Consider the following 22,297-nt stretch of genomic DNA (forward strand, 5'->3'; position numbering starts at 1 on the left):
GGTTCGCTACATCGGAGCCAGCAATTGTTACGCATGGCAATTTGCGCGCGCGCTCTACAAGTCGGACGCTGCCGGATGGTCGCGTTTCGTTTCGATGCAAGCTCAGATGAACCTCCTTTATCGCGAGGAAGAGCGGGAGATGTTGCCGCTCTGTAAAGCTGAAGGGGTGGGGATCATCGCGTTCAGTCCGCTGGCTCGCGGGCGCCTCAGCCGGCCTTGGGAGGAAAGCAGTTTGAGGTCCGAGACCGACAATGTCACCGCTCGGTTCTACGGTCACGCGGACGAGGCGGATCGCCGCGTCGTAGACGTCGTCGCAAAGATTGCAGAGGACAAGAACGTCCCGCGATCCCTCGTTGCGATGGCGTGGCTTAACACAAAGGCGGGCGTGACGGCTCCTATAATCGGCGCAACGAAGCTACAGCATCTGAAGGATGCCGTCGCTTCCTTGGCCGTCAAGCTAAGCGACGACGAGGTCCGCGAACTCGAGGAGCCATACGTGCCGCATAGCGTAGTCGGCTTGAACTGAGTTTGGCTCAGCGGGGACGACGTTGAGGCTGTCAGGAGGCACGCCGAACCGGGCCTCCTGAGCCAATGGCTTTGGTCGTATCGATCTCTGCTCCCTTCCAGAACCAGCGCGAGGAAAAAAGATGGCCACCACCCGTCATTTTGACGTCAGCGACAGCGCGATTGAAGCTGCCGCCCGGCTCATGCGAAATGGCGAAGTTGTCGCGTTTCCGACGGAGACGGTTTACGGGCTCGGCGCGGACGCCAGCAGCCCCGCCGGGATCGAGCGCATCTATGAAGCCAAAGGACGCCCGCGGCATAATCCCCTGATTATCCACGTTTCGGACGTGGAAATGGCGCGCAGGATGGCACATTTCAATCCGGAGGCAGAGTTGGCTGCTGCCAGCTTTTGGCCGGGACCTCTGACATTGCTCCTGCCAAAGCGGGAAGACGCGGGGCTCGCAACCGCAGTTACCGCGGGCATGAAAAATGTCGCAATCCGATTTCCCTCGTCGAGTGTCGCCCAACGGCTGATCCGGGCCGTCGGATTTCCGGTGGCAGCGCCTTCAGCCAATCGTTCCGGGAAGGTCACCTCGACCCGCTTCGTGGAAGTTGTCCGCCAGTTGGACGGACGGATTTCGGGAATCGTGGAAGAAGACATATGCGATCACGGCCTGGAATCGACTATTCTGTCTTTGGTCGGATCTCCGATCATTCTACGCCACGGGTCAGTTCCGCGGGAGGCACTGGAAGCTTTACTCGGCCCGATTGACGAGGACACTGGGCCCCAAAAAGTCTCGGCACCAGGCCAGCTAAAGAGCCATTATGCTCCGGAAGCCGCCGTTCAGATGAATGTCGACCGTCCTGCCGCCAATATGGTCTGGGTCGGTTTCGGACCGGAGTGCGAGGGCTGTCAATTGACGCTGTCTTCTTCCGGTGACCTTCAGGAAGCTGCCCGCAACCTCTACACCGCCATGAGTGAAGCCGACGCCTTGGCCGGCGCGAGTGACGTTATTGCATTCGCCCCTGTGCCTCTGATTGGCCTTGGCAGGGCAATCAACGATCGGCTGAGACGAGCTGCCGCGCCCCGTTGCGCGTAGGCGGCATTTTTAAGCAATTCGCAAAATGCGGATGGCGGCATGCAAAAAACGCTTGCCTCTATAGGTATGACCTTATACCTTACACCTTGCCGATTGAGGAGTCAGGCCACGGAGGTCCATCAAGCATTTCTGGTGTGGTTGGCGGCAGACGCCGGCGACATGACACGCATTTGGGACACGGGCTTTACCCGAACAATGACGGCATGGCGGAAGCTACATCGCTTCGACGCCTCCTATCGACATCTAGGGATGATCACATGACCGAACTTGAAACTAGGCCGCTCGGAAAAAGCAAAGTGCAGGTAACTTCGCTTGGGCTAGGCACAGTGCCGCTCTCTGGCTTCAACGCCGATGTCTCCTACGACGAATTCGAAGCGACGATCCTCGCCGGGTATGCGGCCGGCATCCGCTATTTCGATTGCGCGCCGATGTATGGATTCGGCAAGTCGGAGCATTATCTTGGCCATGCCCTCAGGGCGAACAAGCTGCGCGAAAACGTGGTGGTAAGCACCAAAGTCGGACGCGTATTGAAGCCCGCAAGCAGGACGAAGAAGTTAGAGACCGTCTACGGCATCGAGTGGATCGACCCGCTTCCGTTTCTCGATACCTACGATTACACCTATGACGGCGTGATGCGTGCATTCGAAGACAGCCAACAGCGCCTCGGCCTAGACTATATTGACGTTCTTCTCGTGCATGACGTTGGTCGGGCATGGCACGGCGACCAGAGCGAATTCTATTGGAACCAGTTGCGGGCCTCCGGTTACAAGGCACTGGACGAACTTCGCTCCAGCGGAGCCGTATCGGCCATTGGTCTGGGTGTCAACGAGACCGAGTCTGTCGTGGGTGTCGCCCGTGAATTTCCGATCGACTGCTCGTTGATCGCCGGCCGCTACACCCTTTTGAATCATGCCCCGCTTGAGGCCGCGTTCGACGAGTTGCTCCAGCGGAACGTCTCCGTGATCGCCGGCGGGATCTTCAATTCCGGGATCCTCGCGACCGGCGTAAGCGGTCCCGCGGCCACTTACGATTACGGCAAGGTTCCGGCGGCCGTCGTCGAAAAGGTCAAGGCCATCGAGAGCATTTGCTTAAGATATGCGGTGAGCTTGCCTGCAGCGGCGATGCAATTCGTCTATGCGCATCCGGCAGTGGCCACGCTGGTCATGGGTGCAAAGAGCGCATTGGAAGTCGAGCAGAACGTCAAGGCGATCAACGAGACAATACCCGCTGCATTTTGGGACGCTTTGACTGAGGCGAGCCTTCTTCCGTCAAACGCTCCGCTGCCGACGGCTGTACGATGATGGCCAGCGGAGGCACCGTTTTCGGCGGCTTCCGCTGTGAAGCGCTCGTGGGTTCGGTTCCATCGCCGGAGGCGCGCGCATGCCTCGAGGCGCTCGTCAGGACATATGGCGAGCTCCTCGCGATCTACTCCTTCATGCATATGGCATTGAGGGAGAAGAGCATGCGCCTCTTGATTGGAGAACTCGCCAATCGCGCCACAGAGATAAAGCGATCCGTCCGTTCCTCGCTTGCGGGCTTGCGCGGTCTCGCGGGGCAGGGCCACGCACTCTCCCATCTTGGACGGGCAGATGGCCTGCTTGTCGAGGCGGAGGAGCACCTGCAGCGCGGTGTCCTGGTTTCAGATGCACCCCTGCTGGGGCTGCTTTCAAATGCGGCGATCGAGCTGAAACGATCGGCCGCCATCTTAGGCACGTCGACCTTCGACACGACAGCATGCTGTGGAGGGTCCCTACTTGGACATGGGGAGGAAGACCATGGGAACGCATTCGATCTGGGTGCTTGAATACTCTCGAAGCCCGGTGCACCCGGTCAGCGGGGTTTTTTACGGCGCCCATAATCAGGGCACGATGAACCTGCCGTTCGCATACATACTCATCAAGTCAGGAGATGCAGTCGTTCTGGTCGATGCCGGTCACGACGCCGCCGATTTCGGAGGCCAGATCGCCAACTCAATCGGCGTTACCKGTTGGACGCCTCCGGAAATCGTTCTCGGGGAATGCGGGATCAGGCCCCAAGACGTCACGCATGTCATCCTCACGCACGCGCACTTCGATCACATTGGCGGCCTAAAGTTCTTCCCAAATGCTAAGATTTTCATTCAGAAGAAAGAATTGGAATCCTGGATGTGGATTCTGGCAAAGGGTCGGCGCTTCCGTTCATTGCAGGCCGGACTGAATCCGGCGGATATCCTCTATCTGACCCAGGCAAATATCGAAGGCCGCCTGGAACTGGTGGAGGGAGAGCGGGAAAACCTAGTGCCAGGCGTTCATGTCTATCCGGCATTCGACACCCATACCGCAGGATCGCAATATGTGGTGGTGGAGACGGGCGGTGGAGACGGCAAGTTTGTCCTGTCCGGCGACGTCATCTACACCTACAGCAACCTCACGGGTGAGGACGCCACCGATCCCTGCTTTGTGCCGCCGGGCCTTGCCAATGGCAGCCAGACACGTCTGATCGAGTCCGCCGAGGAGATGCTCAAAATCGTTGGTATGGACGAACGACGAATCGTTCCCATGCACGAGGAGCAGCTGTCAAAAATCTATCCGTCGCGCCTGACGGATCGCCAGCTCATGCTCGTCGAGATTTGTGTGGCCGACGGAGACGTATCAAGAGTTTGATCGATTTGAAGCAGCGCGAACACCAAGCCGCATCGTTCACAATCGTCCTCCCAAGGCGATAAGCAGAGAAAAGGCCGGGTGTCAGTGACACAGGCCTTTACCAAACACCTTGCCCGCTRCGGTGATCTGCCGGTGAAGAAGCCCTATATTCGCGCCCGCTTTGATGACGGCCCGGTAGCCCGCGATGTTGACCATGGAGGACAAGGCCTCCATCTTCCGTGCGCGGCTGACGCGCGGGACCATCTCCATGGCGATGACATTTGCGCTTGAACCCCCAAACCATCCTGTTTCGTTACAAAATGAGCGCCTTCGGCCATGCATGGAGCGGTGCAATCGCGCCATCATGCGTCTTCACGTGTCCCAGTATGCCAGCAGCGTCAGTGGCGTTGTCGAATAGAGCAAGACAAACTAACGAAAAATGATGTTTGCATGTGATTTGTAGCGGCGGATCTTGATGTTAAAGGATCGGATTAGTGCGCCGGAGGACTAAAATATGAAGAGAGATGATCGGAGGCAGGCCATTATGGACCTGTTGGTCGCGCAGAGGGTGGTGGATCTCGACGACCTATCCGATCGGTTCGCTGTATCCAAGATGACCATCCACCGGGATCTAGATGATCTTGAGCGGGCAGGGATGCTTCGCAAGGTCCGTGGCGGGGCAACGATCGAGGCAGGAGGCCATTTCGAAAGCGATTTCCGGTTTCGCCAGCAGCAGGAGGGCGAGGCCAAGCGCCGGATGGCCGAGGCCGCCCTTGAACTCGTCGAGCCCGGCATGACGGTGATGGTCAACGACGGATCTATGGCGTCGGTGCTCGGGGAATTGCTGCCACAGAGGAGGCCGCTGACGGTGATCACCAACAATGCGGCGGTCATCGATCGGCTCAAGACGGAATCAGGGATCAACCTGATTGCGGTCGGTGGACGCTATTCGATGAAGTTCAATGGTTTTTTCGGCGTCGTCGCCGAACAGGCACTGTCGCGTCTCAGCGCCGACATCGCCTTTATCTCAACGCCGGCAGTTTCTGGATTGCGCGTCTACCATATGGATGATGACGTTGTCCGCTCGAAGCGAGCGATGATTGCAAGCGCCGCGCGTCGCTGCCTGCTCTTAAACCATAAGCGCTTCAATCATACCGCTCTTCATGTCCTGGCCACCATTGACGAGTTCGAAGTTATCATCACCGACCAGGAACCGTCAGTCGACGTCCGCGCGGCTTTGGAAGGAGCCAATGTGCCACTTCGAGTGGCATCGCAGGAGAGCAAGTGAATATCGCCAACAATCCTTCGGATAGATGCCGCGCAAGGCGGCACCTGTCCATCTCAAGCTGGGCCCTCCGATTGGGGGGATCCCTTCTACAGTCTTCTCCTATGGACGTCTCCTACGGACGTCCCACGCGATATCTCAGATGGACGGAGCCGAGGCCAGCGGCTTCGGCGCTGATAAACGTGAGCCTCGCCCCGCCGGCAAGCCCATCCTCACCGCCCTCGAATATGGCCGGTGTATTCGACTTGCCTCCGATCGCAGGGAAGATGACTAGGCTGACCTCGTCAACAAGACCCGCATCCAAGAAATTGCCATTAGTTTGCGCCCCGCCTTCCAGCATCAAGCGCTTCACACCGAACTCGGTTCCGAGAACGTCGAGCGCGTTTTTCAGATCGACGCCATCTTTCTCCGATACGATATAGGAAACGCCAGCCTGGGTGAGGCCCGCCAGGTAAGCATCATCCACGTCAGATCCTGTCAGGACGACAAGGTGAGCCCCCTCAATGTCGTTCTTGTCCCAGCGTAGCCGACCGTCCTTATCAACGATAACAGCGAACTCGTCGGCATCCGGGTTGGCGATATGGATCGGTCGCGCGGCCGTGCCGGTTGTTTGATAGGGATGGTCGACGGCGTCCGCGAACTCTTCTCCCGTCGCTCTTCCCGAAAGCCAGGCGTCGGCGCCGATCTTCTCATGCAGGTCGTCATAGATCTTCACGAGCTCATCGACCGAATGGCCGGTTGCCTCGGCCCAATCATTGACGATCAATCGGCCATCCAGCGGCGACATCATGTGACAGATTACATAGGGTCTAGGCATTGGACTACGCTCCTCTACAAACATTCCACCGTCAGTGGCCTACCTTCAACCAGGCTGCAAATTTATCCATCCAGTCGGGGTGCCAGCGTGAAAGGGCCGGCCGGTTCAGGATCATGTCGTCGGCCGCCCAGCGGATCCGTCTGGCATCGATCGCAGACGTGACCGCGTTATCAGGACAAATGATGTAAAAGTCCTCGTCGAGCAGACGGGCCAGGAAGTATTCCACCAGCTGCTCTGCGGTCCATGCCTCATCGGGCCTGGCAGCGCCCTTCGGCTTGAGTGCGATGTTCATGGGTGTCCACGTGTAGCCAGGGACGAGGAGATGAGCCGATACACGACCTCCCGTCTCCTTCAAAAGCTCGTGCGACAGCTGTTCGGTCAGCACCTTGACAGCTGCCTTTGCCACCGAATAGGCGGCATTGCCTGGAGGAGTTGTAATTCCTTCCTTGGAGCCGAGGTTGACGACCGCCGATGGTCGGGCTGCCTTGATCAGGTAGGGCACGAAGACGTGTTGTGCGGCTAAAACACCTCCGAAGTTTACATCGATCTGGCGTCGCCACTTTACAGGATCATCCCAGGGGCCGGCTCCTTGCGTAATGCCCGCGTTGTTTACAAGGATGGCCACGTCGCCAAACCGAGAGAGCGTTTCGTCCTGCAACCTCGTCAGTGTCGATAGATCCGAGACGTCGCCGCTCACAACCAGAGTGTCCGTATCGAGTGTCGAGGTAACATCATCAAGTGCGTGGGTGTCGAGATCCAACAATGCGAGCTTCATGCCGCGGGCCGCGAGAGCCCTCGCGATTGCCAAGCCGATGCCCTTCGCAGCTCCCGTGATGACCGCAACGCGGCCAGGAGCAACGATACTGTTCATTCTCTCGCTCATCTTTGTCTTTYCCGTCATTGGACGTCACCGCTGGAAGGTGTGCCGGACACGCCGTCGCGGTGGATTTTCTCGGCCGAAGGCACCAGCGCAAGAAGCGCACCAGCGCTACGCGGGCGCTTGTGTGGTCGGACCATATCTGCTGGCTGCGAACGACAGCTCATCCTCCTAACAACATAGGCCACTCCGCCGACCACTTGAAGTGAGCTGGATCGCACGCACCGATGAGGGGTGTTCACTCTTGGGTGCCTTCGTGACGTCGGGAATGCCTCGTCAATTTGGCTGCGGACGCGACCAAAAGGTTCCTCACTCCTGGTATCTGCCAGATCGGTGGTTGATTTTTGCTCACCGCCCCGATCGATTTTGCTCATGTAACCAACCGGCTCCACGGGCATTAGGTCACCAGCGCCTCGAGGCGATCGTGGTGCTGATAAAACCAAAGGAGTGAAATCATGACTGGTAATAAACCACTCGCAATGGTCACGGGCGGCTCATCTGGAATAGGCTTCGAGCTTGCCAAACAATTCGCCAAGAATGGATTTGACGTTGCTATTTCAGGCTCAAGCGACAAAGTAAACGAGGCCGCCGATGCACTACGAAGCCTTGACGCCGAAGCGTATCCGTTCAAAGCGGATGCCTCGACATACGATGGCGTTGAGGGGTTCTGGACTTTCACGCAGGGGCTGGGGCGCCCACTGGAAGCCGCGGCTCTGAACGTTGGTATCGGTATCGGCGGCGCCTTCGTCGATAACGATCTCGAGGATGAGTTTCGCCTGCTTGCAATCAATGTCACTGGGACCGTCCATATGGCCAAACGCGTCGTCCAACATATGGTCAAGAACGGCCGCGGCAGGATCCTCATCACATCCTCGGTTTCGGCGACCCTGCCCACGCCGTACGAAACCGTCTACGGCCCGTCGAAGGCATTCGGTTACATGTTCGCGGAATCTCTGCGCGAGGAGTTGCGCTCGACCGGGGTCACGGTGACGGCACTCCTTCCGRGCGCCACCAACAGCGACTTCCACGCGAACGCTGGGATGGGCGATACGAAGCTCGGTGGCCAGCAGAAAAACGACAAGACGCTCGTCGCCAAGCAGGGCTTCGAGGCCCTCATGAACGACATCGACCATGTCGTCGGCGGAGACCAGAAAACCAAGCGGCAGGTGTTGGAAAACCGGACAACCCCAGAGCCTGTTAAAGCCGCCCGGCAAGCCGAACTGACCCAACCGCAGTGAAGGAGCACATCATGGCACATCTGAAAGACAAGGTCGCAATCGTCACGGGAGCTTCCTCGGGCATTGGAGCAGCGACCGCCAGAGGATTGGCGGAAAAAGGTGCGCGCGTTGTCCTTGCCGGCCGCAATGAGGAACGCCTCAGTCAGATTGTCGAAGACATCGCCGGTTCGGGAGGTATTGCCAGCTACAAGGTTGCCGATGTCACGGATTTTGAGAGTACCAAGGCCCTCGTCGCATTCGCCACGACGACGTACGGCCCGGTCGATATATTAGTCAACAATGCGGGCCTCATGCTCTTTTCCTATTGGAAGGATGCCGCGGTCGGCGATTGGAACAAGATGATCGATACCAACCTACGTGGCTATCTGCATGCGATTGCCGCCGTTCTGCCGTCGATGTTGGAGCGCCGGTCCGGCCGCATCCTGAATATGAGCTCTATCGCCGGCGTTCATGTCGGCGAGGCGGCAGGCGTTTACGGAGCCACGAAGTTCTTCATACGCGGTATCACCGAAAGCCTCAGAAAGGAGGTGGGCGTGGGAAGTGGGATCCAGGTGTCGATGATCAGCCCTGGCGTGATCGATACCGGCTGGGCCGATAAGGTTCATGACGAGACGGGCAGAAAGATCGCCGGAGAGCTCAACAAGCAGGGTATTCCGCCGTCGTCGGTGGGTGAAGCCGTGGTCTATGCCCTAGATCAGCCCCCGGAGATCACGATCAACGACATTGTCGTCCATCCAACCCGGCAGGACTGGTAGCCGGCGTTTTCGAAAGCTCAGAACTTGAACCTCCGGGACTGCCAGGCCGCCCGCGCGGAGGTGGTATTCGTTCCGACCGGTGCCGCTTCTCGTGGCTGTGGACAAGAGGATCATTGCATGACCATCTAATCCCGGGGGTTCGCATTATTCAGCGACCCGGCCCATCTCCCGTCGTCGCTCCCAGGATCCAACATGAATCAACTAAGATCAAATTTTTGACTGCTTCCGTGCTCATCACATACCAAAGACAGGGTTAGTTGAATTAAGATTGAAGACGCCAGCCGCCTGAAGCAAGGTCGGCGTCGGCAAGGACGATCTTATTCAGTACAAGTGCGAGTATCCATCACTCATGGTATCGACGCGGGCCGATCTGGCCGACCTTGAAACTTTCGTCGCGATCGCGCGGGCGGGGGGGTTCCGAAAGGCCGCCGCGCTTCGCGGCGTTTCCGGCTCCGCTCTCAGCCACTCGATTAGGGGTTTGGAGGCCCGTCTCGGCGTCCGTCTGTTTCATCGGACAAGCAGGAGCATCAGTCTCACCGCCGCCGGCGAAGTACTGCTTGCCGAACTGGAGCCGCATTTCCTCGGCATCCAAGCTGCGATGGATCTCCTGGATAGTTTCAGGAGCGGGCCTACGGGCAGGGTGAGAGTGACCACGCTGCGTGACGCCGCCGAGCTGTTGATCGCACCTCGACTGCACAGTTTTCGCCGCAACTACCCCGATGTCGAGATCGAAGTCAGCGTCGAGGATCGCTTTATCGATATGGTCGCCGAAGGTTTTGACGCGGGCATCCGTTATGGGGGAACAGTTCCCGAGGGGATGATCGCGTCGCGTCTGACGTCCGAACTTGAATGGGTCGTGGTCGGTTCTCCAACCTATCTCAACGAACGAGGGCGGCCCGAGCGGCCGGAAGATCTCTTGACGCACGAGTGCATCCGGATCCGAACCGGTACGGACCACGTCTGCAAATGGGAACTTGGCGACGGCGATCGCATGGTTGCGCTTGACGTTCCCGGACTGCTCACGCTCGGGGATTCAGAACTATCCATCCGCATGGCGCAGGAGGGGGGCGGTCTCTTTTACTGCCTGCGCGCACGCGTCGAGGACAAACTCGCGGCTGGTCTGCTCGAAGTGGTGCTGCCGGACTGGTCGTCTACTGGGCCGGGTTTTCATGCATACTATGTTTCGCACCGACAGGTGCCGTCAGCGCTCCGGACGTTTCTCGACCACCTTAAGGCGCCGCTTTCGGACGATTGAAGTGACGGCTCAAAGCCAGCCCCAAATCGCTGCAGGTGAGAGTCCATTCTTGCCGGGCCCGCGTCAATGGATACGTTAGCTTATACCATAACAGATTCAGATGAAAAAAGCTCATCTATTTTATGAAATATTGCGTTTGAATTAGGAGCTGAAAGCGGAGATGGTTCGATGCGTGGAGGGCATCTGAACCTGGATCGCCTTAGCGCGTAAGATGATCGCGATACGGTTTACGAGGTCGCCGGACTATGTTCGGCGAGCAAAGAAGTATTGCTCAGATGCTGTATTGGGAGGAGGGCCGAATGAGTTTCCCCGCTGGAAAAACTGTAGATAAACGCGATAATTCTATTCTTGCTGGTCTCGAGCCGGCGACCTTCTTTGGTTTTTTCGAAGAGCTAAGTGCGATCCCGCGCGGTTCTTACAACGAGAAGCAGGTTAGCGATCACATCGCCGATTTTGCCCGGGCGCGCGGCTTCGAGGTTTACCAGGACGAGATTTACAATCTCCTCATTAAGAAGCCGGGAACGCCCGGCTACGAAAACTCTCCGACGGTCATTCTTCACGGGCATACCGACATCGTCTGCGAGAGCGATGAGGGTGTTGACCACGACTTTAAAAACGAAGGCATCAAACTTCAGGTTATCGGCGATTTCATCCATGGTACGGGGACAACCCTTGGGGCGGACAACACCGTTGGTGTGGCCTTCGCAATGTCGTTGCTGGCATCCGACGATATCCCGCATCCGCCGCTCGAAGTCGTCCTGACGGTTCAAGAAGAAGTCGGCAAGGGCGGGGCGCAACACTTCGACGGCACAAAGCTTAGCGGTAAGCGCCTTCTCGACATGAACTGGCACGATCCCAAGTCGCTTTTCGCAGGCTGCGCCGGCGATATTTCAGTGCGCTTCAAGATTCCGGTTCAGTGGGAGCCACGCGTTTCGGGGCAGACCGCCCTTTCGTTGCGGATCTCCGGCCTGAGCAGCGGTCATTCCGAATTCGACATCCATCTTGAACGCGCTAACGCGATCGTCCAGCTCGGACGGCTGCTCCGGATTGCCATCCGGGATGCTGGGGCCAACGTAGCCGAAGTCAAGGGTGGCGTGAACCGTTACGTTATCCCGGGTGAGGCGGAGGCGATCATTTCGATCGATGCCTCGCGGATCGCCGATCTCAGACAGAGAATTGAAGCGGAAGCGGCTTCGATTGCGCTTGAGTACAAAGCAAGCGATCCTAACCTCAAGGTCACAGTCAGCGAGTCCAGGAGACAAATTACAGACGTCTTCTCGGCTCAGTCCGCCCGGGCGCTGGTCGATGCCCTGAACCTGCTTCCCAACGGCGTCCAGAGCAAGAGCCTTCAGGTCGAGGGCCTCGTCGAGAGCTCCAACACCGTGGCGTTGCTTTCAAGCGATGAAGAGGCCATCGAAATCGTCAATACGGTCCCAAGCGCCGTCAGCTCCCGTCGCTACAACATCGTCGACAAAATCCGGCAGCTATCAGAACTCATCGGCAACGGCGCGGGCGTGGAGACATTCGCGGATTGCCCGGAATGGCCATACAATCCTCATTCGCGAATGCTCAACGCCGCCAAAGCCGCTTACGAGCGCGAGTTCGGTGAGCAGCCACATGTGGAAGTCTCTCACTCCAGTCTCGAGCTCGGCCTTTTCCGAAAGAAGGTTCCTGACATTGACATGCTGTCGATCGGGCCGGAAGCGTTCGACGTCCACACCACGCGCGAGCGCCTCAACCACACGACAGTCAATTCGACCTGGCGGCTTCTCAAGTCGCTGCTCCGCGAACTCCGGACCTAAGGTACTAAAATGCCAAAACTGCCAAGCTACTTCGGCAATTTCCCACATCCGCCTAGCGAAAAGAAGCCGGTCCATCTGACGCGCGATAGCTACAAGATGTTCATCTATACGGGGACGAAGCCGTATTCGAGCGACCTCAACTACCTGCTCGCCAGCACGGACCAGCAGACCACTGGCATCTATCAGCTCGCGCCGGGAAGCAACTTCGACCCGGCCGACATTCACGCGGGTGACGAGGTGTACTATGTCCTCGAAGGTGTTGTACATCTCCTAAACCCCGGAACCGGGCAGACCGAAGAGCTCGGACCCGGTGACGCGGTGCTTATCCCCAAGGGCGCTCCGCATCGCGGCTATAACTTTAGCGACAAGGCTGCAGTTATCCTGTTTTGCATCGCACCGCGTATCTGGGACGAGAATGGCCCTCCGACCGGTTATGACGGGCCGACGCGCCTCTATAAGCACGAAGGGAGAGCGTGATGAGCCTTGAGAAACTCGGAACCTATCCGGTAGACGGCGCACAGGCGCGCAAGAGGGGCGACCTGGTGAAGGTCGCTAAAAGCGATCGTCTGAACATGGTCTCCGGCCGCGATCATCCCGTTCTTATCCAGTTCTGCGTCAGCAACGATTACATGCACGTCGGAGAACTGACTATCCCTGTGGGTGGCGTTGGACCGCGCGCGAGCGAGCCCGACAGCCATGAAGGGGACGCAGTCTTCTACGTCCTGCAAGGCCCCGCGACCTTCTATTTGGCGGATACCGACGAAACCTTTCACATCCGTGACGGCGAGTCTTTCTTCCTGCCCGGCGGCATCAGCTACCAGTGCCTAAACTACGGCTCCAACCCAATCCGGATGGTCTTCACGATCGCACCGGGACTGTAAGCCGAAGATTTGAATCTCAGATTGCCAAGCTTCGCCGCGGACCCGTTCCGCGGTTGGGAAAACTTTGTCTTGTCACCACCAGGGAGGATCATGTGACAATTTTCAGACGGACGTTAATCTTCGGCGCTGCTCTCGGGCTCACCGCTTCGCTTTCCTTCAGCCCAGCGCCTGCACAGCAGTTGGATTATTCGAAGGTGTTTCCTGGCATCTTGATGGACAAGGACATCAAGCCCACAGGCCAGGAAGTCAAACCCGCTAAGAAGGATAACCGCCCGCTCAAGGTCGGCTTCCTGCCGACGGCGATGGACACCTACTATCAGCGTGTTCTGGCTGGCGTGAAAGAAGAAATCGACAAGCGCGGTGGCGACGGCACTATCCAGCTTTTCGTGCAAGCTCCGAGCAGCCAGTCTGCCACGGACGACCAGATCAGGACCATGGAAGCCTGGATTAACGACGGTGTGGATGCGATCGCCGTTGCCTTATACAACGAAGGCGCGTTGCTGCCCTCCATCCGGCGCGCCACCGAGGCGGGCATTCCGATCTTCCTCTTCAATTCACCCGTCGCGGATAACCCATATTATGTCAGCGATATCGGCTACGACCAGAGTGACGGTGGTCGTGCGCAGGCGCAATGGCTGGTTGACACCTATGGCGACAAGGAAGTCAAGCTCGGGATCCTGGAGGGCCTGCCCGGTCCGCATACGAGCCAGCGCATGAAGGGTTTCAACGAGGTCATCTCGAAGCACCCCAACTTCAAAATCGTCGCTCAGCAGCCGGCTGGCTGGGTGCGTGCCCAAGGCCTGTCGGTGACTGAAAACATGTTCACCGCCAACCCCGATATCGAAGTCCTCGTCGCGCTCTACGACGAGATGGCCCTTGGCGGTCTGCAGGCTCTCAAGGCTAAGGGGCTGAACGGCAAGGTGGCAATCGTCGGCTACGAAAATATGAAGGAAGCCAACGACGCGATCCTCACCGGCGACTTTGCAGCAACGGTCGACACCGGGGCCAAGGAAGAAGGTCGCAACATCATTCGAGCGGTGGATGAGTTCGTGATGAAGGGCACCGCCCTGCCGAAGAAGATCTTCGTGGCGCCCAAAACCTACGATGCGAAGAACATCAAGACCTTCGATCAGAACGACTACGTCTACGTCCAGCAGAAGTAGATGTGACAGTACGCGGCCCCGCCTCGCGCGGGGCCGCCCACTCAAAAAGGGCGACCTGAATGACAAACGCTCCGCTGCTCGAGATGAAAGGCATTGCCAAACGCTTCGGCAACACGAAGGCGCTTAATGGCATCGAGCTCGTACTCAATCCCGGCGAGGTTCTCGGCCTGGTCGGCGAGAACGGCGCAGGCAAGTCGACGCTCATGAAAATCCTCTCTGGTGCATATGCACGCGACGAAGGCACCATTTCTGTCAGAGGTAAGGTGGTCGATCTGAACAATCCCAAAGACGGGTCCAGGGCCGGCATCGCGATCATCTACCAGGAGCTGAGCCTGTTTCCGGACTTTGACGCCGCCGAAAACATATTCGCGGGCAGGGAGCTGCGCCACGGGCGTGCAAGTGCATCACCGCTTGACCATTCGGCCATGCGGGCAGCCGCCTCGCGTATCCTGAAGGGCGAGTTAGGCGTGGACGTACCTCTCGACAGGCCAGTTCGAGAGCTTAGCCTCTCGCATCGGCAGATGATCGAGATCGCCAAAGCCATTAGCAGCAACGCCGACATCATCATCATGGACGAGCCGACCGAAGCGCTCGAGGAGGTCGAACGCAAACAGCTGTTCGCCATCATCAAGAAGCTTCAGCAGGCCGGTAAAGCTCTCATATATGTATCTCACCGGATCCAGGAACTCCTCGGCATCGTCAGCCGCGCGTTGGTCTTGCGCGATGGCAGCGCGGTCGCAGACCTGCCCGTATCGGAGCTCGACGTAGACAAGGTCGTCAGTGCGATGATCGGCGGCTCTCTCGCAAAACAGTTTCCTCCCCGCGTCCCGGCAAGGTCCGAACCCTCGTTGGACGTTCGCGGTTTGACGAAAAGGGGTGTCTTCGAAGACATCACCTTCTCGGTAGCCCAGGGTGAAATCCTCGGCGTCACGGGTCTCGAAGGATCAGGCAAGAGCGCGCTCCTGCGGGCGATCTTCGGGCAGATCCCGCATGAGACCGGCTCGATTCTGATCGACGGAAAGCAAGCGGCGATTTCGGACCCGACGGACGCTATTCGTCAACACGTCGCCTTCTTGCCCGCCGAACGTAAAACCGAGGGGATTTTTCCACAACACAATGTCGGCTGGAACCTCTCTATCGCCAACCTTCGAACGCTCGGCAAAATCACGTTGATGCCGAAAAAGGAGCGCGAGATTGCCTCCGGCTACATCGCCAAGCTCGGCGTGAAATGCGACGGCCCCGGTGCCGACATCACATCGCTGAGCGGCGGTAACCAGCAAAAAGTCATGCTTGCTCGCTGGCTGCTCACCCAGCCAAAGGTGCTCATGCTTGAGGAGCCAACGCGTGGCGTCGACGTGCGTGCCAAGGCCGAGGTCTACACCCTCATCCAGGCTGCCGCGAAAGACGGCTGTGCTGTCATCGTGGTGTCCGCCGACAACGCGGAACTGCTTGGATTGTGTCACCGGGTCGCGGTCATGTTCGAAGGACGAATCTCGGCGGTCGTCGATGCTGCGACCTCCAAGGAAGAAACACTCGCTCTTCATTCGGTAAGGCCGCCGCAAGGCCATCATCTTCAGGGAGGTACCCATGGCTGATATTGCAGCTACACGCCCGCGCTCGCCCCTTACGCTCGCACTCAACGGCGGCAATGCCGGCGTTTATCTGGCCTTCGTCGTTCTTCTGGTGGCGCTCGGCTTTGCCGCTCCGCGGTTTTTCACCTTTGGCAACTTGACTGACGTTCTTCGTCAGGCGGTCCCCATTGCCGTGATCGCGTTTGGAGCGACCTTTGTGATCGGGATGCGGGGCATCGACCTCTCCGTCGGTTCGACACTCGCGCTGAGCGGTCTTGTGACCGCAAACCTGATTGTGCTTGGCTATCCCGTTCCTCTGGCATGCGCAGGCGGGATTGCGGTCGGTGCGGTGATCGGACTGGTGAACGGAATCCTGATCACCAAGGTCGGGATCACGGACTTTATCGCCACAATGGCCATCATGGTCATCAGCCGCGGTATCGTGATGGTCTACACTCAGGGTATTCCGATCGTCGGAGCCTCCGACCCCGCCTTCCGAATGATCGGCCAGAGCTATGCCGGCGGTGTTCCTGTTCCGGTCATTCTGACCGCCATCGTCTTCGCGATCGCCTTCTACCTTCTCTATTACACGCGTTTCGGCCGTTTCGTTCTCTCGATCGGCAGCAATCCGGACGCTGCCCGGCTGGTCGGCATCCCCACGGACAAGGTCAAGATCGCCGTTTACGTGCTGGTCGGGGTCCTCTCGGCCTTCGCGGGCATTCTGCTCACCTCGCGCCTTGAAGCCGCCATGCCTGAAGCCGGCCAGGGGTACGAGCTGGATGTCATAGCTGCCGTCGTAATCGGCGGAACGGGTTTGTCTGGCGGACGCGCCACTCTGTTTGGAACTGCCGTGGGTGCCGTTTTGATGGCGGTCGTCCGCAACGCGCTCAACCTGCTCAACGTGAACACCTTCTGGCACCAAGTCGTCATCGGCACGATCATACTGATCGCCGTGGCAGCCGATCGTTTCAGTCGCCGTCAAAAGGCCTGAGGAGGCGATAATGAAATATATCGAGCTCCGCAAGTCCGTTCTTGACGCAAATGCCGCGCTCTACGACCGCGGTCTCGTCATCTCGACGTTCGGTAACGTCAGCGCTATCGACCGCGCAAAGGGTGTTGTCGCCATCAAACCGAGTGGCGTTTCCTATAAGGCAATGCAGGTCGCAGATATCGTTGTAACCGACCTCGATGGCAATATCTTAGAGGGCACGCTGCGACCATCGTCTGATCTCGATACGCACCTGGAACTCTACAAAAGCTTCAAGTCTATCGGTGCCGTGGTCCACACGCACTCGTTCTTCGCGACGGTGTGGGCCCAATCCGGCCGGGGTATCCCTGCCATGGGAACGACCCATGCCGACTATTTCAACGGAACGATCCCCGTTACTCGCAAGCTGCGCGACGACGAAATCATAGACGGTTACGTCCGCAACACGGGCAAGGTCATCGTCGAGGCACTCGGAAACAATGCGCCGCTCTCCGTCCCCGCAGCCCTGGTTAACGATCACGGCCCCTTCTCCTGGGGCAAGGACGCAGCCGACGCCGTTCATAACGCGGAGATGCTCGAGGCTGTCGCCAAGATTGCCTTCCACGCCCGGCAACTGAACCAGGACGATCCAGAAATTTCCGACGCTTTGCTGGACCTCCACTATCAACGCAAGCACGGCCAGTCGGCGACCTACGGCCAGCCAGACAGTTCCAAGTAGGATTATCATGTCGATTGTAGCAGGAGTTGATTTCGGAACCTTGAGCGTGCGGGTAACGCTAGCTGATTCCGAGAAGGGTTCCCTTGGAACCTGCGTCGCGGAATATCCTCTCGAGCGGCGTCGTTCCGATCCCGACCTGGCAACGCAGTCCCACGTAGATCATATGGAAGCGCTTGTGCTGGCGATGCATCGAGTGATGGACGAATGCGGCGTAGATTCCAAGGAGATCCGTGCGATTGCGGTCGACACGACGGGGTCCTCGGTGTTGCCTGTCGACAAAAATATGCAGCCTTTGGGGGACTACTACCTCTGGTGTGACCACCGCGCCAAAGCGGAAGCCGAAGAGATAACGGCGATGGCGCACGACATGCACATTGAAGCAATTGAATGGTGCGGCGGAACCTATTCCCACGAGTGGGGCTTTGCCAAGCTTCTCCACTGGATGCGCCACAACCCCGACCAGCGCGAGCGCTTTGGGACCGCCGTGGAACATTGCGACATGGCAGCCGCGGTCCTCACCGGAGTGACCGACACGGCTCGCATGGTGCGCAGCGTCTGCGCCATGGGACACAAGTGGATGTGGAACCCGAAATGGGGTGGCTTGCCCTCGCAGGCTTTCTTGTCCCGCGTCGATCCGCTTTTCGACGGCGTGCGCGAGAAGATTGGCGGAACATATCAGACCTCTGCTTCGATCGCAGGTGGGCTCAGCACATACTGGGGCGAACGACTCGGCCTGACCGCGGGGATACCAGTTCCCACGGGTGCGTTTGATGCCCATTGGGATGCAATTGGCGCTGGCTGCCGTCTGGGGGACGTCGTCAATGTGATCGGTACGTCGACCTGTATCATTGCCGTTAGTGAACGTGTGAAGCTAATCCCCGGTGTTTGCGGCGTCGTCCCAGGGAGTGCACATCCAGACCTTGTGGGAGTTGAGGCAGGCCTGTCTGCGACAGGCGACCTGTTCGACGCAATAGCACGACGTGCCGGCACGACGGTGTCCAGGCTCGCTGAAGGCCTGGAAAGCATCGAAGGCGGAAAGACCGGTCTGATGCGTCTCCCCTGGGACAACGGGGACCGGACGGTTCTCGTCCGCTCCGACCTTGGTGGAATGACGCTTGGCTGGCATCTCGGCCATACAGCGCAGGACGAACTGTATGCCGCGATTGAAGGTACGGCTTTCCACACACGGGTTGTCCTGGAGCGGATGGAGCAGCACGGCGTTCCAGTCAACCGCGTCATTAATGGGGGAGGTATCCCGCAAAGGAACGACATCCTCAACCAGATCTACGCCAATGTTATAGGCAAGCCCATATTGGTCCCCGACGGTATTCCGACCGGTCTCGGTTCGGGAATATTCGCCGCTCTTGCATCCAAAGATCATGGATCAATCGAGAGCGCTCAGGCAGCCATGTGCGTGGGCTACAGAAAGTTTGAGCCTGATCCGAGCACGCGCGGACGTTATGAGACCCTCTATCAGCTGTTCAAGCAGGTCTATATGGGCTTTGGCACCTCGAGCCTCGCAGACTTCTCGCAAGTTCTCGGAGACATCAAGCGGATTGCTGCAGGTGAGAGTATTCGGTCCGAGTTTGGCCACCGTGCCGCGCGCAAGGTAGCATTGCTATGACCCGCTGTGCTCTTAGATCAGATGTCTATGGATCGAGAACGTGATGACGTCACTTCCATCCATTCGTGCAATACAGTCGTTCGTCGCAGCCGGCAGAAAGGGTTCATTTCTCGAGGCTGCTGCCCAGCTGCAGCTTACTCCCTCGGCGATCAGCCACCAAATCAGGCTGATGGAAGACGACCTTGGGGAAAAACTCTTTCACCGCATTGGAAGGAACGTGTCGCTCACCGAGATTGGCGAGCGATACCACCGTGATCTTTCAGAAGCGCTTTCGATGATTGAGCAGGCGACCGATGAGGTGTGCCGGCGCAACAGCGTCGACGTCCTGAGCGTCGGCTGTGCTTCAAGTCTGGCTTCGCTATGGCTTATGCCAAGATTGCCTCGGTTCGAAGAATTGTATCCCTCGATCGAAATCAGGCTTCTGTCTACATCGGATCCTGCAAAATTGTCCGATGGCTCGGTCGATGTCGATATCTGCTACGGCAGCGCTCCTCGACTGGGCTCTATCGCGGCGGAGGAGTTCCCCCTTGAGACAATCGTCGTAGCCTGCTCTCCCGAGGTGGCGAATGGCGAGCGGCCCATACGCAAGCCATCGGATCTGGTGGGCCACACCTTGATCAAGTCGGAGCAGACGCTTTACAGCTGGCAACAATGGGCGAAGGACCACGGCTTGGCGATTGACGTCAATCGCGGCGCTCGATTTCGCGATGCGTTTATGGCGATCGCGACCGCTGTCGAAGGACGCGGCGTGTGCCTGGAGAGCTACCGGCTTCTTGAACGGGATGTGGAAAGAGGTAACCTCGTCCTTCCGTTCGGGATGACAGGCCCCAACCTTCGTTGCCACACGCTCACATATGTCCGCTCGCGGCTCAGATCAGAAAAGGTCAACGCGTTCAAGCAATGGCTGGAAAACGTATGGCTGGAAGACACTGCCTCGGCTGAAATGCGGGCGCGAGGCTGATCGAACCTCTGACGGGCAGCAAGATCGTCCGGCGTTCTTTAAAACGCCGAGACAGCAATATGCGTGATGCCCAACCTTCTCTTAGCCATGCCTCGAGATTTTTTGAAGTTTTTGCGATTGCGAGGCGAGCGGCCACCGAGCACGATATGCGCCGTCTTCTGTCCTTCTCACCAGTCTATGCGCTGACGACTTCAAGGCCATAGCTGTAGGACCGTGTCAGATCGCGCTCCGGGCGGCGCTATCCGCGACTTAAGAGCCCGCAAGTCTATGGCTGTCAGACACGACGAGCAGGCAAAGCTGTCGCGAAGAGATCAATTGAGGCTCGCAGCTCTCAGACAATCTGGATTGATATTAAGAGCGAATGCCTCCATATGTAGAGAATGATTTAGCGCGGCGTGAGCCGATTTCAGGTGTTGGCGGGCGATGCAGACGGACCTACAGATATCCAGACAAAGTGCGACGTTGCGCGTAAAAGTTGAGGAGACTCTCCGTCAGGCGATAGCCAGTGGGCGATTTAAGCCCGGCCAGCGACTGGTAGAGCGAGAACTTTGCGAAATGCTGGGCGTCGGCAGGACCTCGGTTCGCGAGGCAATGCGACAGCTCGAAGCTGAAGGCATTATCACAAGCTATCCCCATAAGGGACCGGTCGTCAGTACGATCACCTACGAGGAAGCGCAGCAACTCTATACCGTTCGGGCTCTTCTTGAAGGATTCGCGGGCCAGCAGTTCGCTGAGCATGGCACTGCCGCCGACATAGCGACACTTCTAGCCGCGGTGGTCGAATTCGAAGCCGCTGCCGAAAGTGGCGTCGGTGCGCGCCTCATAGATGCGAAAAACGCGTTTTACAACTGTTTGATGGACGGCAGCAAAAACGTGTTCGTAAGGCAAATGCTGACAGCTCTGCATAATCGGATAAATCTCCTTCGAATGACAACCATGACGCAACCGGGACGGCTTGCGCACAGCATTGCCGAAATTAGGGATATTGCGAACGCAATCCAGAATCGCAACGGGCCGTTGGCGGCGGCGGCCTGCAAATTCCATATCGACCAGGCTGCCAAGGTCGCACTTGAATACCTCCGGAAGAACGCAGCGCCAGAAACTTAAAATTTCGATTGACAGATTGTCTGATAATCTTTTTAATCCTCTCTGAAGGAAGGCGGGTTTCATTGCTCGCACGCGTCCGGAGGAAAAAATGTCATCGACACTCAACGCAACGCGCGTGGCCTTTATAGGGCTGGGCGCGATGGGCCAACCTATGGCTCAACATCTCATTTCGGCGGGCTTCGATGTCGTCGGTTTCGACCTCTCGAAAGATGCCAGGATAAAGCTCGCTGATGCGGGCGGGCGAGCCGCCGAAACGATTTCTGACGCCATGGTCGGGGCCAGTTTCGTGATCACCATGCTTCCGAACGGCAAGATCGTGCGCGAGGCGCTGCTGGGCGAAAACGCCTGTGGCGGCCTGAAGCAGAATGCCGTCGTCATAGACATGAGTTCGTCTGCTCCAAACGACACAAGGGAACTCGGTCTCGAACTTGCTTCTCGTGGCCTTCGGCTGGTTGACGCCCCGGTCTCCGGAGGCGTCAAGCGCGCCGTTTCTGGCACCTTGACAATCATGGCCGGTGGGGAGGATGCTGATATCGAGGAGGCCGAGCCGCTGCTGAAGGCAGTGGGACAACAGGTGTTCCGGACGGGGCCAGTTGGCTCGGGTCACGCGATGAAAGCGATTAACAACTTCGTATCCGGTGCAGGTGTGCTGGCGGCGATCGAGGGTGTCCTTCTTGGACGCGCCTTCGGCCTGGAGCCGGCGACGATCGTCGATATTCTCAACTCGTCGTCTGGAAAGAACAACGCCACCGAAGTGAAGATGAAGCAGTTCATCCTCTCTGAGACGTTCGGGTCGGGATTTGCCATTGGCCTGATGGCCAAGGATATCCGCATCGCCGCCGATCTCGCCAAGACGCTTGGTCTTCGCCTCGATGCTCTCGCCAGCACGGCAGACGCCTGGGATGCTGCACAGAAGGCGCTAGGCCCATCCGAGGACCACACCCGTATTATCCGATACGTCGAAGATCACAATTAGCCTCGGAAACTCGCGAACTCGGGCGAAACAGACAGATTGTCTGATAATCAGTTG

The 22,297-nt window shown here is 58.1% G+C and carries 22 protein-coding genes and 1 pseudogene; 20 read left to right on the top strand and 3 right to left on the bottom strand.

Annotated features, from left to right (window positions below):
• The 5 genes from QD461_RS33315 to QD461_RS33335 all read left to right on the top strand — a co-directional run.
• Positions 1-526 (top strand): aldo/keto reductase (locus QD461_RS33315; RefSeq protein ID WP_414091287.1); only part of this gene is annotated, 526 nt, incomplete at its 5' end.
• A gap of 121 nt (positions 527-647) precedes the next feature.
• Positions 648-1,604 (top strand): L-threonylcarbamoyladenylate synthase, encoded by a 957-nt coding sequence (locus QD461_RS33320; protein ID WP_013984677.1) that lies wholly within the window; start codon positions 648-650, stop codon positions 1,602-1,604.
• A 257-nt stretch (positions 1,605-1,861) separates the two neighbouring features.
• The gene (locus tag QD461_RS33325) at positions 1,862-2,905 is read left to right on the top strand and encodes an aldo/keto reductase (RefSeq protein WP_013984678.1); all 1,044 of its coding nucleotides are present in this window, start codon (positions 1,862-1,864) and stop codon (positions 2,903-2,905) included.
• Positions 2,902-3,408, top strand: a complete 507-nt coding sequence (locus QD461_RS33330; RefSeq protein WP_234705240.1) for a hypothetical protein — start codon at positions 2,902-2,904, stop codon at positions 3,406-3,408. Before QD461_RS33325 ends, QD461_RS33330 begins: the two co-directional genes overlap by 4 nt.
• Positions 3,380-4,246 carry an N-acyl homoserine lactonase family protein gene (locus QD461_RS33335; RefSeq protein WP_414091288.1) on the top strand — a complete coding sequence of 289 codons (867 nt, stop codon included), beginning with the start codon at positions 3,380-3,382 and terminating at the stop codon, positions 4,244-4,246. The genes QD461_RS33330 and QD461_RS33335 overlap by 29 nt, the downstream gene beginning before the upstream one ends.
• Positions 4,247-4,351: 105 nt before the next feature.
• Here the strand turns inward: QD461_RS33335 and QD461_RS33340 are convergent.
• Positions 4,352-4,516, bottom strand: a pseudogene (locus QD461_RS33340) (NAD(P)(+) transhydrogenase (Re/Si-specific) subunit alpha); the annotation flags it as partial.
• Positions 4,517-4,739: 223 nt separating this feature from the next.
• Between QD461_RS33340 and QD461_RS33345 the strand changes: the two are divergent.
• The gene (locus QD461_RS33345) at positions 4,740-5,513 is read left to right on the top strand and encodes a DeoR/GlpR family DNA-binding transcription regulator (RefSeq protein ID WP_013984680.1); all 774 of its coding nucleotides are present in this window, start codon (positions 4,740-4,742) and stop codon (positions 5,511-5,513) included.
• A 112-nt stretch (positions 5,514-5,625) separates the two neighbouring features.
• Here QD461_RS33345 and QD461_RS33350 read toward each other — a convergent pair whose 3' ends face one another.
• Entirely contained in the window at positions 5,626-6,327 is a 702-nt protein-coding gene (locus tag QD461_RS33350; RefSeq protein ID WP_028003124.1) for a RibD family protein, read from the bottom strand.
• 31 nt (positions 6,328-6,358) lie between these two features.
• Positions 6,359-7,210 carry an SDR family NAD(P)-dependent oxidoreductase gene (locus tag QD461_RS33355; protein WP_028003123.1) on the bottom strand — a complete coding sequence of 284 codons (852 nt, stop codon included), beginning with the start codon at positions 7,208-7,210 and terminating at the stop codon, positions 6,359-6,361.
• Positions 7,211-7,659: 449 nt separating this feature from the next.
• Here QD461_RS33355 and QD461_RS33360 point away from each other — a divergent pair, with 449 nt between their 5' ends.
• The 14 genes from QD461_RS33360 to QD461_RS33425 all read left to right on the top strand — a co-directional run bounded on the left by QD461_RS33360 (position 7,660) and on the right by QD461_RS33425 (position 22,243).
• Positions 7,660-8,442 carry an SDR family NAD(P)-dependent oxidoreductase gene (locus QD461_RS33360; protein ID WP_414091289.1) on the top strand — a complete coding sequence of 261 codons (783 nt, stop codon included), beginning with the start codon at positions 7,660-7,662 and terminating at the stop codon, positions 8,440-8,442.
• Between the two features lie 11 nt (positions 8,443-8,453).
• Positions 8,454-9,197: an SDR family oxidoreductase gene (locus tag QD461_RS33365; RefSeq protein WP_028753503.1), complete on the top strand. Its 744-nt coding sequence runs from the start codon at positions 8,454-8,456 to the stop codon at positions 9,195-9,197.
• Positions 9,198-9,546: 349 nt separating this feature from the next.
• Complete coding sequence (locus QD461_RS33370; protein WP_028753502.1) at positions 9,547-10,452, top strand: LysR family transcriptional regulator; 906 nt, start codon at positions 9,547-9,549, stop codon at positions 10,450-10,452.
• A 245-nt stretch (positions 10,453-10,697) separates the two neighbouring features.
• The gene (locus QD461_RS33375; protein WP_245276591.1) at positions 10,698-12,254 is read left to right on the top strand and encodes an aminoacyl-histidine dipeptidase; all 1,557 of its coding nucleotides are present in this window, start codon (positions 10,698-10,700) and stop codon (positions 12,252-12,254) included.
• A 9-nt stretch (positions 12,255-12,263) separates the two neighbouring features.
• On the top strand, positions 12,264-12,731 hold the full coding sequence (locus tag QD461_RS33380) for a cupin domain-containing protein (RefSeq protein ID WP_028753500.1): 468 nt from the start codon (positions 12,264-12,266) through the stop codon (positions 12,729-12,731).
• Complete coding sequence (locus tag QD461_RS33385; RefSeq protein WP_028753499.1) at positions 12,731-13,135, top strand: cupin domain-containing protein; 405 nt, start codon at positions 12,731-12,733, stop codon at positions 13,133-13,135. The genes QD461_RS33380 and QD461_RS33385 overlap by 1 nt, the downstream gene beginning before the upstream one ends.
• 92 nt (positions 13,136-13,227) lie before the next feature.
• Positions 13,228-14,298, top strand: a complete 1,071-nt coding sequence (locus QD461_RS33390; protein WP_414091290.1) for a sugar ABC transporter substrate-binding protein — start codon at positions 13,228-13,230, stop codon at positions 14,296-14,298.
• A gap of 59 nt (positions 14,299-14,357) precedes the next feature.
• Positions 14,358-15,893 carry a sugar ABC transporter ATP-binding protein gene (locus QD461_RS33395; RefSeq protein ID WP_028753497.1) on the top strand — a complete coding sequence of 512 codons (1,536 nt, stop codon included), beginning with the start codon at positions 14,358-14,360 and terminating at the stop codon, positions 15,891-15,893.
• Positions 15,886-16,860: an ABC transporter permease gene (locus QD461_RS33400; protein ID WP_028753496.1), complete on the top strand. Its 975-nt coding sequence runs from the start codon at positions 15,886-15,888 to the stop codon at positions 16,858-16,860. Before QD461_RS33395 ends, QD461_RS33400 begins: the two co-directional genes overlap by 8 nt.
• A 10-nt stretch (positions 16,861-16,870) precedes the next feature.
• Positions 16,871-17,575: an L-ribulose-5-phosphate 4-epimerase AraD gene (araD, locus tag QD461_RS33405; RefSeq protein ID WP_028753495.1), complete on the top strand. Its 705-nt coding sequence runs from the start codon at positions 16,871-16,873 to the stop codon at positions 17,573-17,575.
• A 7-nt stretch (positions 17,576-17,582) separates the two neighbouring features.
• Positions 17,583-19,199: a ribulokinase gene (locus QD461_RS33410; RefSeq protein WP_028753494.1), complete on the top strand. Its 1,617-nt coding sequence runs from the start codon at positions 17,583-17,585 to the stop codon at positions 19,197-19,199.
• Positions 19,200-19,242: 43 nt separating this feature from the next.
• The gene (locus tag QD461_RS33415; RefSeq protein WP_013984691.1) at positions 19,243-20,160 is read left to right on the top strand and encodes a LysR substrate-binding domain-containing protein; all 918 of its coding nucleotides are present in this window, start codon (positions 19,243-19,245) and stop codon (positions 20,158-20,160) included.
• Between the two features lie 423 nt (positions 20,161-20,583).
• Entirely contained in the window at positions 20,584-21,267 is a 684-nt protein-coding gene (locus QD461_RS33420) for a GntR family transcriptional regulator (RefSeq protein WP_015341888.1), read from the top strand.
• An 88-nt stretch (positions 21,268-21,355) separates the two neighbouring features.
• The gene (locus QD461_RS33425; RefSeq protein ID WP_028753493.1) at positions 21,356-22,243 is read left to right on the top strand and encodes an NAD(P)-dependent oxidoreductase; all 888 of its coding nucleotides are present in this window, start codon (positions 21,356-21,358) and stop codon (positions 22,241-22,243) included.
• The last annotated feature ends 54 nt before the right edge of the window (positions 22,244-22,297 follow it).

This window comes from Rhizobium sp. BR 314, assembly GCF_047445805.1.
GTDB lineage: Bacteria > Pseudomonadota > Alphaproteobacteria > Rhizobiales > Rhizobiaceae > Rhizobium > Rhizobium lusitanum_B.